The organism is Oceaniradius stylonematis (genome assembly GCF_965223445.1).
GTDB lineage: Bacteria > Pseudomonadota > Alphaproteobacteria > Rhizobiales > Rhizobiaceae > Roseitalea > Roseitalea stylonematis.
In genome coordinates, this window is sequence record NZ_OZ244994.1 from 1,261,056 (window position 1) to 1,274,457 (window position 13,402).

Genomic DNA, 13,402 nt, shown 5'->3' on the forward strand with positions numbered 1-13,402 from the left:
TCATCCGGCCGCAGCGTGCTCGGCTGCCATCATGGCGCGCATCTGGCCGACCTGTTCGGCCCGGCCGGGCAGCATCGCCTCGAGCATGGCGATGGCGAACGTTGCCGGCGCCGTGCCCGGTGCGGTGACGACGGGACCGTCGCGCACCGCTGCCGGCGTGTCGCGATAGTGCTCCGCGCCGGCATAGGAGCCGGCGGCCTCTCGAAGCCACTTCCGGCCATTGCTGGTATGGGTGCGGCCCTCGAGCAGGCCGGACCTTGCAAGCGCCACAGTGCCGCCGCAGATCGCGCCGACCGTGCCGCCGCGCTCAAGGACATCGCGTGCGAGGTCATCGGCCGGGGTGGCCGCGCCCTGTTCCCAACGATCCGAGCCGATCAGCGCCAAGGCGTCGTAGCTCTCGGCCTTTGCGCCTTCAAGCGCCGCCTCGCCGGCGATCCTGGCGCCTGCCATCGAGGTCACGATGCCTGCGCCCGGCGTCAGAACGGTGAGCGAGCAGCCGAACCAGGCGACCGCGCTGGCCGCGAGCAGCCCGTACTCCCAGTCCGCGAACGCCTCGATCAGGACAAGGCCCATGCGCTTGCTCTCACTCACCGCTGTCTCCCTGGTGACGAATTTAGAGGCGTTCCATCAGCTCTTGAAGTTGAAAAGACCGATCGAATTGCCGTCCGGATCGTGCGCGTAGAAGAAGCTGCCGGCCGGAATGTCGATCGCCGGTGAAACCACCTCGCCACCCGCCGCCTTGACCCGTTCCATCACCCGGTCGAGCGGGTCGCTGGCCACCAGATGGATCGTGTTGCCCGTGCCCTTGGGCGCCGGCTTGCCGGGATAAAGATGGCCCGCAATGCCTTTCTTCGGGTCGCTGGTCGGAAAGTCAGCCATCGGGTTCGGTCCGGCATTGTTGTCCACCAGTTCGATGCCCAGAACCGTGCCATAAAATGCCTTGCCGCGCTCCATGTCGGTCACCGGAATCTCCGCCCAGCATACCGCGTGTTCGTTGCCCTTGCCGCTCATATCCGCTTCTCCCTGTTTGTCTCGTTGCCCCCGATCGGGCGGAGAAGCTATCGCATGGTCCAACTGACAGCATTCTGTCAGGAGCGTTGGCAGCCCTTACTCTTCGTCCGGCACGTCCACCACATAGTTGAGCGCCAGCCGCCCGCCATCGGCGTGCAGCACCTCGCCGGTAATGTAGCTGGCTTCGCCGGAGGCAAGAAACGCCACGGTCGCCGCCACCTCGCTGGTTTCGCCGATCCTGAGCAGCGGCGTGCGCGAAAGGATGCGGTTGCGCGCCGCCGGATCGGCGTTCACAGAAGCGAGCATCTCGGTCATGATCGAGCCCGGCCCGACCGCGTTGACGCGGATGCCGTAGGGCGCCAGCGACAGCGCCATCACCTTGGTAAGCTGGTTGATGCCGCCCTTTGAGACGCAATAGGGCACCTGGTTGGGGATCGCCACCGAGCCGTTGATCGAGCTCATATTGACGATCGCGCCCGCCGGGCCGCCCTCCCTGACCTTGTCGGCCATGAACTGGCCGACCGCCTGGCCGCACAGAAACGCGCCTTTCAGGTTGACGCGCAGGACGCGGTCGAAGTCGGCCTCGGTAACCTCGAGAAAATCGGCGCCGTGGACGATGCCGGCATTGTTGACCAGCACATCGATGTCGCCCCAGGTCTCGGTGACCGCGGCGACCATGTTGTGCACGTCCAGCCGGCTGCCGACATCGGTGGCCACGAACTGGACATCGCCCAGCTCCGACAGCGCCTCTTCCGCCGCCTCGCCCTTGGCCTTGTCGAGGTCGGCAATTGCGACCCGCGCCCCGTCTTGCAGGAAGCGCTTGGCGATGCCGTAGCCGATGCCTTGCGCACCGCCGGTCACGATTGCGATCTTGCCGTCCAGGGCCATGTGCGTCCTCCGTCTGGTTCGCGGCGGACGCTAGAGCGATTCACACTTTGATGGAAGCGCCCGGCCATCAGGCGCGCCTGTCAAGCGGCAGCAGAAGGCTGAGCAGCAGCAGCCCGGCAATGGCAGCGGCCAAGGGCTCGACGCCGAAACGGTCGATCATGGCGGCGTGCAGCACGACCATCAATGGTGCCGCGCCAATCGCCAGAACGCCGAGCGCGGCCAGCATCGGCAGGCGCCGCGACGCCGGCGTGTCGGTCAGAAAGCGCGTGTCGATGATCGGGCCGAGCGCACCGGACAGAAGCCCGGCAACAAATGTGACGGCAAGAAACGGGCCGACCGAGATCGGCATGGCCAGACCGGCAAAGAACAATGCGACACCGGCAATGCCGATCCGGGTGACGAGCGCATCGGGCACACGGTCGTGGAACCGGGCATAGGCCATGGCGCTGATCACCGCGGCGATGCCGTAGGTCGCAAGCACCCACCCGATGTCAGCGGGGTTTTGCGTGGTCGCGTCGATCAAAGCTGGCAGGATGACATCGTCGATGCTTGAGATGCTGGCCATCACGAGGACCAGAAGGATGATGAAGCTGCGCAGATGCCGCCGTTGCCACAGCCAGGACAGCGTTCCGAAGATCGACGGTGCCGAGGCCGAAGCGCCCGGACCCCGCCTGTAGACGGCACGAACTGGCTGGAAGAACGCGATCCCCGCCGCGTAGAACGCGGTCGCGACGACGACGGTGACGACGGGATCGAAAACCGCGAGCATCACCCCGGCCAGCGCCGGGCCGACGATCATTGCGCCTGTCATCAGGCTTTCCTTGATCGCATTGAGTTTCGGCAGCGGTACACCGCCATGTCGCGCCAGTTCGGGAAACCGCGACTCGATCGCCACGTTTCCGGTCAAATCGGTGATCCGTTCGATGACGATCGCCAGGATCAGAAGCGCAACCGGCAAGCCCTGCACCGCGACGCAATAGCCGATCAGCGCCATGCCGGCCATGTTGGCTGCAAAGCTGATCTGTATGACCGGTTCCGGTCCGAGGCGGCGCACCAACCAAGGGCTGACAAGGGAGCCGGCCAGAAGCGCGACGAGCGCGACCGAAGCGACCGTGCCGGTCCAAAGCACACTGCCCGTCGCCGACAGAACAATCCAGGGAATGGCGAGCGCGAACATGGAATCGCACAGCGTTATGCACGCGCGCGATCCGACCATCCACCAAATCAAACCACGCCGCGCTGCCGCCATGTCCGCCCTCACACCGATGGCCGGCATATGGCGACGGGGCCGACGATTTCAATTGCCCGGCCGTTCGGCGGCGCCGGACAGAAGCAGAGCCACTGTCCGCGTTCAGGCGACCTTCTTGCCGACCGCGCCGACGCCGCGCGTCTTCACGACCTCGGCGATCTCGTCGAGAATGGCCGGGTCGTCGATCGTGGCGGGCATCTTGTAGGCTTGGCCATCGGCGATCTTCTGCATGATGCCGCGCAGGATCTTGCCCGAGCGCGTCTTCGGCAAGCGCTTGACCGTCAGCGCGATCTTGAAGGCGGCAACCGGCCCGATCTCCTCGCGCACCAGTTTGACCACTTCCTTTTCGACCGTGGCCGGATCCTTGTCGACGCCCGCATTGAGGATCAGGAAGCCGGCCGGCAACTGGCCTTTGAGATCGTCGGCGATGCCGATCACAGCGCATTCGGCGACATCGGGATGACCGCCGATCACCTCCTCCATGCCGCCCGTCGACAGGCGGTGGCCAGCGACATTGATGATGTCGTCGGTGCGGGCCATGATGAACAGATAGCCGTCATCGTCGATATAGCCGGCATCGGCTGTCTTGTAGTAGCCGGGGAACTCTTCGAGATAGGCGGAGCGGAACCGCTCGTCGGCGTTCCACAGCGTCGGCAGGCACGATGGCGGCAGCGGCAGCTTGACGACGATGTTGCCGAGCGTGCCGTCGGCGACCGGATGACCCTCATCGTCCAGCACCTGCACGTCATAGCCCGGCATCGGCACGGTGGGCGAGCCGATCTTGACGGGAAGCTTGCCGAGGCCGACCGGGTTGCCGGCGATGGTCCAGCCGGTTTCGGTCTGCCACCAATGGTCGATCACCGGCACGTTGAGCGTCGCGCCCGCCCATTTGATCGTGTCGGGGTCGGCACGCTCGCCGGCGAGGAACAGCGTGCGCAGGCACGACAGGTCATAATCGCCGACCAGTTCGCCCCTGGGGTCTTCCTTCTTGATCGCGCGGATCGCCGTCGGCGCGGTAAACAGCGCCGCCACGCGATGCTCCTCGATGACGCGCCAGAAGACGCCGGCATCGGGCGTGCCGACGGGCTTGCCCTCGAACATCAGCGTGGTCGCGCCATGCAGGAGCGGCGCATAGACAATGTAGGAATGGCCGACCACCCAGCCCACATCGGATGCCGCCCAGAACACCTCGCCCGGCTCGATGTCGTAGATCGCCGACATGCTCCATTCGAGTGCCACCATGTGGCCGCCATTGTCGCGGACGACGCCCTTGGGCTGGCCCGTCGTGCCCGATGTGTAGAGGATGTAGAGCGGGTCGGTCGCATCGACCGGAACGCAATCGACGACCGTGCCCTTGTGCTTGTGGGCATCGACGGCGGCGCGATAATCGATATCGCGTCCCTGCTTGAGCTCTGCGGCGTGCTGCGGGCGTTGCAGCACGACCAGGTTCGATGGCGCGAAATGCGCTTCCTCCAGCCCGTGCTCGATCAGCGGCATGTATTCGACCGTCCGGTTCGGCTCGAGCCCGCAGGATGCGGTGACGATCACCTTGGGATGGCAATCATCGATCCGCGTCGCCAGTTCGTTGCCCGCAAAACCGCCGAAGACGACCGAATGGACCGCGCCGAGACGCGCCGAGGCCAGCATGGCGACCAACGCCTCGGGCACCATCGGCATGTAGACCATGACCCGGTCGCCCTTTTCGACGCCCAGATCGCGCAAGACCGCGGCCAGCGCCTGCACCTCTTCGCGCAGTTCCTGATAGGTGATCACGGTCTTGGTGCCGGTGATCGGGCTGTCGTGGATGATCGCCGGCTGGCCGGGGCGTCCGCGTTCCACATGACGGTCGACGGCGTTGAAGCAGGTGTTGCACTTGGCGCCGGGGAACCAGCGCCCATAGACACCCTGATCGGGATCGAACACGCGTGTCCACGGTTCGAACCAGTCGATCTGTTCGGCCTGCTCGGCCCAGAACCCTTCGGGATTGTCCTTCCACTCCGCGTAAACGCGGCCATACTCCGACGGCTTGCCCATCTGCGCTCCTCCTCGATGGCGGCGCAGGCCCGGCCCTCCCGGACGGCGTTCTGGCGCCTGCCGACCCGCCTGCATGATCGTCTGTCATAGGATTGCCGGCGCGGCCCGTCCATCCGACGATGGTTTGGCGCAGCGCGGCCGGTCAGGCCGTCCGGCGCAATGGCGTGACCTCGTCGGGCAGCGAATCGGCCTCGCCGCGCGGCGGCACGATCCAGCGCGCGAAATGCTGGCCCCAGACACGGTAGCCTTCGCCGTTGGGATGAAACCCGTCGCGGGCGAAGGCATCGATGCCCTGCGGCGGCACCGGATCGGTGACGATCGCGCCGCGCTCGCGGCACATGCGCGCGCCCATCGCATTGATCAGTTCGGCGCGCGCCGCAAGGATGCGGCCCAGCGTGGTCGGCAGCGCAGGGCACTGGCGCATGTCGGGTATCGGGCACCAGACGATACGGGCCTGGGGAAAGCGCGTTCGCATCGAATAGAGCAGCGCGCCGAAATCGCGCTTGAAGCGGCGCACCATGTGAAAGTTCTTCATGTCGTTGATGCCGACCGACAGCGCGATATGGGTCCAGTCCCGCTGCTCGACATGCGGCACGATGAAATCGCGCAAGTCCGAGGCCGTCGCCGAATTGCCGCCCGCGGCGCGCCAGGAAACAGGCCAGCCGGTCTCGTCATTGACCGCCTTGGCGATGTTGAAGGCGAGCGTGTCCTCGAGCGTCTCCATGCCGACGCTGGCGACGGTCGAATCGCCCATCACCAGAAGGCGCACTTCCGGCGAATTGCCGGGAAATGTGCCCTCGGTGGGCACCGGCGCGGGCAACAGGCGTTCGATCCGCATGCGCAGCCGGACGCCCTGCCACGCATAGACGGGGAACATGGCCCAGGAATAGAGCGCCGTTGTGGTCGGCGGTTTCTCGAGATCGGTCATGGTCCTGCCTGATGGTCCGCAGGGCCGAGACATTAGGCAAAAACCGCGCCGGTTGGAAGCGGGCCGTTTGGCGAAACGGCCCGACTGCGATCAGGCCGCTTCCTGGTCGGCGCTCCACTGGCCGGTTGCCGCAAGCGCGTTCATCTTCGCGCGGTGCGCGAAGGCCCGCTGGCCGGCGGCGACGTTTTCCGCCTTGCCGCTCCACGCCTTCAGCGCCGCCGCCTGAAGCGCCCGGCCATAGGAGAAGGTCAGCGGCCAGGGCAGGTCGCCCATCGCGTTCATCGCCGAAAGATGCGCGGTTGCCTCCTCGTCGGACTGCCCGCCCGACAGGAACGCAATGCCGGCGACCGCGTCCGGAACGGTCTTCTTGAGCACGGCGACGGTCTTCTCGGCGACTTCTTCGACCGATGCGGTGCGTGCCTTCTGCCCGTCGATCACCATATTGGGCTTGAGCACCATGCCTTCGAGCATGCAGCGTGCCTGATGCAGTTCGGAGAAGACCTCGGTCAGCACCGCCTCGGTCACCTGCGCGCAGCGGTCGATCGAATGGTCGCCCGGCGCGCCGTCCATGACGATTTCCGGCTCGACGATCGGCACGATGCCCTGCTCCTGGCACAAGACGGCGTAGCGGGCCAGCGCATGCGCATTGGCATGGATCGCATAGGCCGTCGGCAGCGCGCCGGAAATCGCGATCACGCCGCGCCACTTGGCAAAGCGCGCGCCCGCATCATAGTAGGTATCGAGCCGCTCGCGCAGCCCGTCCAGCCCCTCGGTGACGGTTTCGCCGGCATAACCGGCCAGCGGCTTTGCGCCCTTGTCCACCTTGATGCCGGGAACGGCGCCGGCTGCGCGGATCAGATCGACGAAGGGCGTTCCGTCGGCCGCCTTCTGGTGCAGCGTCTCCTCGAACAGGATGACGCCGGAAATGCTCTCGCGCATTGCATCGTCGGTCCGGAACAGCATCTCGCGATAGTCGCGGCGATTGTCCTCGGTGTTGTCGACGCCGATGGAATCGAAGCGCTTCTTGATCGTGCCGGTGGATTCGTCGGCCGCAAGGATACCCTTGCCCGGTGCCACCATCTGTTGCGCAATATCCTCAAGCCGTTCGCTCATGCGGTCTCTCCATGGAAGAATTTGCGCTCGCATAGCAGACCGGTTTGGCGCGTCAAAGGCGACGAACGTCCACTCAATCGATTGAAAGGAATTCAACCGGTTCAAACCTGTTGAATTCGCCGCACAAGGTTAAAAGCCGTGCGATTTCAGCCCTCAAGCGCCGCAACGCCGGGCACCATACTCATCATCGTTGCGGACTTCCGACCAAAGTGATACTTGCCGCCCGCTGCGTTTCGTTCAAACATTTCAATGTATAATTTTGCTAACGGAGGAAGATATGCATCGAGCCGTACTGACTATCTTTCTGATGATATTTGGAAGCGTCGCTATGGCGCAAGCCCAAGATCAAGACATGATCGAGACGTTCGACCCGGACGTCACGATTGGCTATATCGAAGAGACGATTGCACGCTCCAATTGCACGCCGATTTGCGGCAATCCGGTATGCTGTATTGCCATGGAATTGCGCTTTGCCAAGCATGTTGGCGAGGGCGACGTGCAGGGGCTTGAAGCCCGGATCAGCCGCATTGCGCCAAGCATGTCAGCGTTCCTCCAGGCCGCCGACGACGATCCGTCTCTATTCGAAGAGGTGGAACTCACGCCGATCGTCGATCTCGAAGAATTCGCCGAGGCCGAAGCCAGCCTGATGAACAGCGCACAATCGATCGGCGTCGACATGGAATGCAGCACGTGTTGCTTCCAATGCGGCAGCAAGGTGTGTTGCGGCGGCTGCTGGACCTTCTGATCCAACCCCTTGGCATCACACCAGGCCGGCCCCCAGTCGCTCGAAGACCGCGCAGAAACCGGTGCGGTCAGCCCTCAAGCGCCGCAACGCCGGGAAGGGTCTTGCCTTCCATCCATTCAAGGAAGGCGCCGCCGGCCGTCGACACATAGCTGAACCTGGCGGCGCAGCCCGCCTTGTTGAGCGCAGCAACCGTATCGCCGCCGCCGGCCACCGAGACGAGTTCGCCCCTGGCGGTTTCGGCCGCAGCGTGCCGGGCTGCCGCCAGCGTCGCCGCATCGAAGGGTTCGATCTCGAAGGCGCCGAGCGGGCCGTTCCAGACCAGGGTGTTGGCCTGGGAGATCCAGCCATTGATCTTGCCGACGGTTGCCGGCCCGACGTCGAGGATCATCGAATCGGCAGGCACTTGATCGACCGGAACGGTCTCGCTGTCGGCGCCGGCCTTGAATTCGCGCGCAACGACCGCATCGACCGGCAGAACGATGGCGCAGCCGGTCTCGTTGGCCTTGGAAAGAATCGCGTTGGCCGTGTCCGCCAGATCGTGCTCGCACAGCGACTTGCCCACATCGATGCCCTTGGCGGCGAGGAAGGTGTTGGCCATTCCCCCGCCGATCACCAGCGCGTCGACGTTGGCGACCAGGTTTTCCAGAAGGTCGATCTTGGTCGACACTTTCGCGCCGCCGACGATGGCGACGACCGGCTTTTGCGGATTGCCAAGACCCTTTTCGAGCGCCTCGAGTTCGGCCTGCATGGTCCGGCCGGCATAGGCAGGAAGCAGCCGCGCCAAACCCTCCGTGGTGGCGTGCGCCCGGTGCGCCGCCGAGAACGCGTCATTGACGAAAATGTCGCCATTGTCGGCAAGGCTCTTGGCGAAGGCGGGATCGTTGGCCTCCTCTCCGGCGTGGAAGCGGGTGTTTTCCAGAAGGACGATATCGCCGGGCGCCATGCCCTCGATGCGCCTGGCGACGGCGTCTCCGGTGCATGCCGGGGTGAAGAAGACCCGGTGGTCCAGCACCTCTTCGACGGCGCGGGCGACCGGCTCCAGAGACATCTCGGGCACCACCTTGCCCTTGGGCCGGCCGAAATGCGCCAGAAGGATCACCTTGGCGCCCTTGGCCGACAGCTCGAGGATCGTCGGCGCGACCCGCTCGATCCGTGTCGTGTCGGTGATGTGCCCATCCTCCATCGGCACGTTCAGATCGACCCGCACGAGCACGCGCTTGCCGGAAAGGCCGGTCAGGTCGTCGAGGGTCTTGAAGGGCATGGCGTTGACCTTTTTTGAAGCGGTGACCCCCGTGTCCTATGAAGTCAGGCCGGCGATTTCAACGATTATCGGGCGGACGCGTCACTCGGCGGGTGTGCGGTTCATCCTGGCGGGCCGCGAACGCAAAGGGCCGCCCGGCGGGCGGCCCTGATCGCGTTCCGTTTGGGGTCCTGCCCTACATCAGCTTGCCCATCGCGACGGCGGTGTCCGCCATGCGGTTGGAAAAGCCCCATTCATTGTCGTACCAGGTCAGGATCGAACAGAAGGTGCCGTCCATCACCTTGGTCTTCTCGGTGTGGAAGATCGACGAATGCGGATTGTGGTTGAAGTCGATCGAGACGAGCTTTTCGTCGGTATAGCCCAGAATGCCCTTGAGCGGACCGTTGGCCGCGCTGCGGATCGCCTCGTTGATCTCGTCGGCCGAGGTCTCGCGCTTGGCGATGAACTTGAGATCGACCACCGACACGTTCGGCGTCGGCACGCGCATGGCGAAACCGTCCAGTTTGCCGTTCAGTTCGGGCAGCACCAGCCCGACCGCCTTGGCCGCTCCCGTCGAAGTGGGGATCATCGACATCGCCGCGGCACGGGCGCGGTAGAGATCCTTGTGCATCGTGTCGAGCGTCGGCTGGTCGCCCGTATAGGAGTGGATCGTCGTCATCATGCCCTTTTCGATGCCGATTGCATCGTTGAGCACCTTGGCGGCCGGCGCCAGGCAGTTGGTCGTGCACGACGCGTTGGAGACGACCAGATCGTCGGCGGTCAGCACATCGTCATTGACGCCATAGACGATCGTCTTGTCGGCATTGGCACCCGGCGCCGAGACCAGCACGCGCTTGGCGCCGGCTTCCAGATGCAGCGCCGCCTTGTCGCGCGCCGTGAAGATGCCGGTGCATTCCATGACGATGTCGACGCCCATCTCGCCCCAGGGCAGGTTCTTGGGATCGCGCTCGGACAGCACCTTGAAGCTCTCCTTGCCGACCTTGATCGTGTCGCCCTCGACCTGGACGTCGATCGGAAAGCGGCCATGCACGGAATCGTAGCGCATCAGATGGGCGTTGGTTTCCACCGGGCCCAGATCGTTGATGGCGACGATATCGATGTCGGTGCGGCCCGATTCGTAGATCGCACGCACCACGTTGCGGCCGATGCGGCCAAATCCGTTGATGGCAACTTTGATGGACATGTTGGTCTCCCGTCGTGAGAAGCAGATGGAGTGGCGCGATGGTCAGGCTGCGTCGGTCTGGCGCTCGAGCCGCGCCTCGGCGGCTGCGACGACCGCGTCGGCGGTGATGCCGAAATGGGCGTAGAGTTCTTCCTGGGGCGCCGAGGCGCCGAAGCTGTCCATGCCGATGAAGACGCCGTCCTCGCCGATGAACCGCGCCCAGCCCTGCGAGACGCCCGCCTCGATGGCGATGCGCACGCCGCCGTCGCCGATGATGGCGCGCTGATAGTCGGGGTCCTGACGCTCGAAAAGCTCCATGCAGGGCACTGAGACGACACGCGTCGGACAGCCCGCCGCCTCGAGCCGTGCCCTCGCTTCCATCGCGATCTGGACTTCCGAGCCCGAGGCGAACAGCGTCACGGCGGTCTGCTCGCCGGCCGTCGCCATCTCATAGGCGCCCAGCGCGCAGCGGTTCTCGCTCGATGTCTCGGTGCGCAACGCCGGCAGGCCCTGACGCGTCAGCGCGATTGTCGCCGGCGTCTTGGCTTCGCCCAGCGCCAGCTCCCAGCATTCGGCGGTTTCCATCGCATCGGCCGGGCGGAACACATGATGGTTGGGAATGGCGCGCAGCGCCGCCAGATGCTCGACCGGCTGGTGCGTCGGGCCGTCCTCGCCAAGGCCGATGGAATCGTGGGTCATCACATAGACGACGCGAATGCCCATCAGCGAGGACAGGCGCATCGCCGGCCGCGCATAATCGGAAAAGACCAGGAAGGTGCCGCCATAGGGGATCAGCCCGCCATGCAGCGCGATGCCGTTCATCGCGGCGGCCATGCCGTGCTCGCGAATGCCGTAATGGAGATAGCGGCCCGAGAAATCGTCCGGCGTGATCGGCGCTGTCTGTTCGGTCCTGGTGTTGTTGGAGCCGGTCAGGTCGGCCGAACCGCCCAGCGTCTCGGGCAGCGCGCCGTTGATCACCTCGAGCGCCATTTCCGACGCCTTGCGCGTGGCGACCTTCGGCTTGTCCTTGGCGAGCTGCGCCTTGTAGTCGGCGACCGCATTGCCGAACGAGGCCGGCAGATCGCCGCGCATGCGCCGCTCGAACTCGCTGCGCTTGCCGTTGCCCGCCTCTTCAAGTCGCTTTTCCCAGGCAACGCGCTGCTTGCAGGCCGCAAGGCCCGCCACGCGCCAATCGTCGAGAATGTCGGACGGGATGTCGAACGGTTCGGCATCCCAGCCAAGCGACGCCCGTGCGCCGGCGATTTCCTCGGGGCCAAGCGGCGAACCATGCGCCTTGGCCGTGCCGGCCTTGGTTGGCGCGCCGAAGCCGATGGTCGTGCGCGCGGCGATCAGCGTCGGCCGATCGGCACTCTGTGCGCGTTCGAGCGCGGCGGCGATCGCGTCGGGATCGTGGCCATCGACGGTCTCGGTCGCCCAGCCGCTGGCGGCAAAGCGCGCCGGCTGGTCGGTCGAATCCGCCAGCGACACCGCGCCGTCGATGGTGATGCGGTTGTCGTCCCAGATGACGATCAGGTTGGACAGTTTCAGATGCCCGGCCAGCGTGATCGCTTCCTGGCTGATGCCTTCCATCAGGCAGCCGTCTCCGGCCAGAGCATAGGTCTTGTGATCGACCAGATCGGCGCCGAACTCGTCGCGCAGCTTGCGCTCGGCAATTGCCATGCCGACCGCGTTGGCAAGGCCCTGGCCGAGCGGTCCGGTCGTCGTCTCGATCCCGGCGGCATGGCCATATTCGGGATGGCCGGCGGTCTTCGAGCCCAACTGGCGGAAATTCCTGATCTCGTCGATCGTGATGTCTTCATAGCCCAGCAGATAAAGCAGGCTGTAAAGCAGCATCGAGCCGTGGCCCGCCGACAGCACGAAGCGGTCGCGATCGGGCCAGTTCGGCTGCTTGGGATCGAACTTCATGAAGCGCGTGAATAGGACCGTGGCAATGTCGGCGGCGCCCATTGGCAGGCCCGGATGGCCGGAGTTGGCGGCCTGCACCGCATCCATGGACAGGACACGGATCGCATTGGCCATCCGGTCGTGTTTTTCGCGTGGGATCATGAGAGGATTTCCGCTGATATCGGGTTTGAGCGCGGGTCCCGGAACGTCGGGACGCGGGGGCATTTCCGGACCAGAAAATTGCGCGCGACACATAGCAGGTGGGGATGCGGAGTCAACAAAGCCGCCGGCACGGCGCCAGGCACAGGAAAACTGTGCATCGGCCCGGCCGGGGCATTGCCGATCGGCGCGTGCGCGGGCAGGTTTAAGCCCTGTCTCATTGAGCCACGCTAACGCCTTATTGTTGCTGACAAACATCGATCATCAGTCCATAAACCCACCGCCATGAACGGTCCGCAAACGCTCTCACAGGTCTTTGACCGTCTCGACAAGGCGCTGTCCGCCCTGGACGACGCGGTCGACCGGTCGGCGGAAATCCGTCGCGAATATTCCGACGCCGAGGAAGAAGTGCAGCGGCTGAACGCGGATCGCGCGCGGCTGGCCGAGGAACTCGATGCGTCCGAGGCCCGCGCCGTGCGGCTCGAGGACGTCAACAAGGAAGTGTCGCGGCGGCTGGTGACGGCGATGGAGACGATCCGCGCCGTTCTCGACCGCTGACCGCCGCAACGGGAAAGAAGCCGACATGAGCCAGGTCACCGTCACCATCGACCAGAAAAGCTACCGCATGGCCTGCGATCCCGGCCAGGAGGATCATCTGGTCGATCTGGCCGGCCGGCTCGACAAATACGTCACCCACCTGAAAGGCTCGTTCGGCGAGATCGGCGATCTGCGGCTGACGGTGATGGCCGGCATCATGATCATGGACGAACTCTCCGAACTGCAAAAGCGGGTCAAGGGTTTGGAGAGCGAACTGGACAGCGTGCGCAAGACCCGCGACGAGGCGCTGTCCAAGGCCGACCGGGTCGACGAGACGCTGACCGAACGGCTGACCGCGCTCGCCGACAAGATCGAATCGGTGACCGCGAAGATCGCCTGACGGCGCCGTC

General features: G+C 65.0%; 13 protein-coding genes. 3 read left to right on the forward strand and 10 right to left on the reverse strand.

The genetic code is table 11. The features are described 5' to 3' along the window. The 7 genes from ACOQOU_RS06250 to ACOQOU_RS06280 form a co-directional block, all read right to left on the reverse strand. Positions 1-591: a DJ-1/PfpI family protein gene (locus tag ACOQOU_RS06250; protein ID WP_306025068.1), complete on the reverse strand. Its 591-nt coding sequence runs from the start codon at positions 589-591 to the stop codon at positions 1-3. Between the two features lie 36 nt (positions 592-627). After that, a complete protein-coding gene (locus ACOQOU_RS06255) occupies positions 628-1,011 on the reverse strand; it encodes a VOC family protein (protein WP_306025067.1) in 384 nt (127 codons plus the stop codon). A 96-nt stretch (positions 1,012-1,107) separates the two neighbouring features. Beyond that, entirely contained in the window at positions 1,108-1,899 is a 792-nt protein-coding gene (locus ACOQOU_RS06260; RefSeq protein WP_306025066.1) for an SDR family NAD(P)-dependent oxidoreductase, read from the reverse strand. Between the two features lie 67 nt (positions 1,900-1,966). Next, a complete protein-coding gene (locus ACOQOU_RS06265) occupies positions 1,967-3,115 on the reverse strand; it encodes a hypothetical protein (RefSeq protein ID WP_306025065.1) in 1,149 nt (382 codons plus the stop codon). Positions 3,116-3,250: 135 nt separating this feature from the next. Beyond that, complete coding sequence (locus ACOQOU_RS06270; protein WP_306025064.1) at positions 3,251-5,182, reverse strand: propionyl-CoA synthetase; 1,932 nt, start codon at positions 5,180-5,182, stop codon at positions 3,251-3,253. 142 nt (positions 5,183-5,324) lie between these two features. Next, positions 5,325-6,110: an SGNH/GDSL hydrolase family protein gene (locus ACOQOU_RS06275; RefSeq protein WP_306025063.1), complete on the reverse strand. Its 786-nt coding sequence runs from the start codon at positions 6,108-6,110 to the stop codon at positions 5,325-5,327. A 90-nt stretch (positions 6,111-6,200) separates the two neighbouring features. Continuing rightward, the gene (locus tag ACOQOU_RS06280) at positions 6,201-7,223 is read right to left on the reverse strand and encodes a class I fructose-bisphosphate aldolase (protein ID WP_306025062.1); all 1,023 of its coding nucleotides are present in this window, start codon (positions 7,221-7,223) and stop codon (positions 6,201-6,203) included. 277 nt (positions 7,224-7,500) lie between these two features. On the opposite strand from ACOQOU_RS06280, the gene ACOQOU_RS06285 reads away from it, so the two are divergent. Next, a complete protein-coding gene (locus ACOQOU_RS06285) occupies positions 7,501-7,968 on the forward strand; it encodes a hypothetical protein (protein ID WP_306025061.1) in 468 nt (155 codons plus the stop codon). Between the two features lie 67 nt (positions 7,969-8,035). Here the strand turns inward: ACOQOU_RS06285 and ACOQOU_RS06290 are convergent, their stop codons facing one another. The 3 genes from ACOQOU_RS06290 to tkt form a co-directional block, all read right to left on the reverse strand. Then, the gene (locus tag ACOQOU_RS06290; protein ID WP_109768792.1) at positions 8,036-9,229 is read right to left on the reverse strand and encodes a phosphoglycerate kinase; all 1,194 of its coding nucleotides are present in this window, start codon (positions 9,227-9,229) and stop codon (positions 8,036-8,038) included. A 175-nt stretch (positions 9,230-9,404) separates the two neighbouring features. Continuing rightward, positions 9,405-10,412, reverse strand: a complete 1,008-nt coding sequence (gene gap / locus ACOQOU_RS06295) for a type I glyceraldehyde-3-phosphate dehydrogenase (RefSeq protein ID WP_109768793.1) — start codon at positions 10,410-10,412, stop codon at positions 9,405-9,407. Positions 10,413-10,454: 42 nt separating this feature from the next. Further along, positions 10,455-12,458, reverse strand: a complete 2,004-nt coding sequence (gene tkt, locus ACOQOU_RS06300) for a transketolase (protein ID WP_306025060.1) — start codon at positions 12,456-12,458, stop codon at positions 10,455-10,457. A 282-nt stretch (positions 12,459-12,740) separates the two neighbouring features. Here tkt and ACOQOU_RS06305 point away from each other — a divergent pair, with 282 nt between their 5' ends. Together ACOQOU_RS06305 and ACOQOU_RS06310 are read left to right on the forward strand one after the other, a co-directional pair. After that, on the forward strand, positions 12,741-13,013 hold the full coding sequence (locus ACOQOU_RS06305) for a DUF4164 domain-containing protein (RefSeq protein WP_109768795.1): 273 nt from the start codon (positions 12,741-12,743) through the stop codon (positions 13,011-13,013). Positions 13,014-13,038: 25 nt separating this feature from the next. Then, positions 13,039-13,392 (forward strand): cell division protein ZapA, encoded by a 354-nt coding sequence (locus ACOQOU_RS06310; protein WP_109768796.1) that lies wholly within the window; start codon positions 13,039-13,041, stop codon positions 13,390-13,392. The last annotated feature ends 10 nt before the right edge of the window (positions 13,393-13,402 follow it).

Excerpts from the sequence above, each read along its gene's own strand:
- ACOQOU_RS06255 (WP_306025067.1), bottom strand. The coding sequence starts at position 1,011 with ATGAGCGGCAAGGGCAACGAACACGCGGTATGCTGGGCGGAGATTCCG.
- ACOQOU_RS06260 (WP_306025066.1), bottom strand. The coding sequence starts at position 1,899 with ATGGCCCTGGACGGCAAGATCGCAATCGTGACCGGCGGTGCGCAAGGC.
- ACOQOU_RS06265 (WP_306025065.1), bottom strand. The coding sequence starts at position 3,115 with ATGGTCGGATCGCGCGCGTGCATAACGCTGTGCGATTCCATGTTCGCG.
- ACOQOU_RS06270 (WP_306025064.1), bottom strand. The coding sequence starts at position 5,182 with ATGGGCAAGCCGTCGGAGTATGGCCGCGTTTACGCGGAGTGGAAGGAC.
- ACOQOU_RS06275 (WP_306025063.1), bottom strand. The coding sequence starts at position 6,110 with ATGACCGATCTCGAGAAACCGCCGACCACAACGGCGCTCTATTCCTGG.
- ACOQOU_RS06280 (WP_306025062.1), bottom strand. The coding sequence starts at position 7,223 with ATGAGCGAACGGCTTGAGGATATTGCGCAACAGATGGTGGCACCGGGC.
- ACOQOU_RS06285 (WP_306025061.1), top strand. The coding sequence starts at position 7,501 with ATGCATCGAGCCGTACTGACTATCTTTCTGATGATATTTGGAAGCGTC.
- ACOQOU_RS06290 (WP_109768792.1), bottom strand. The coding sequence starts at position 9,229 with ATGCCCTTCAAGACCCTCGACGACCTGACCGGCCTTTCCGGCAAGCGC.
- gap (WP_109768793.1), bottom strand. The coding sequence starts at position 10,412 with ATGTCCATCAAAGTTGCCATCAACGGATTTGGCCGCATCGGCCGCAAC.
- tkt (WP_306025060.1), bottom strand. The coding sequence starts at position 12,458 with ATGATCCCACGCGAAAAACACGACCGGATGGCCAATGCGATCCGTGTC.
- ACOQOU_RS06305 (WP_109768795.1), top strand. The coding sequence starts at position 12,741 with ATGAACGGTCCGCAAACGCTCTCACAGGTCTTTGACCGTCTCGACAAG.
- ACOQOU_RS06310 (WP_109768796.1), top strand. The coding sequence starts at position 13,039 with ATGAGCCAGGTCACCGTCACCATCGACCAGAAAAGCTACCGCATGGCC.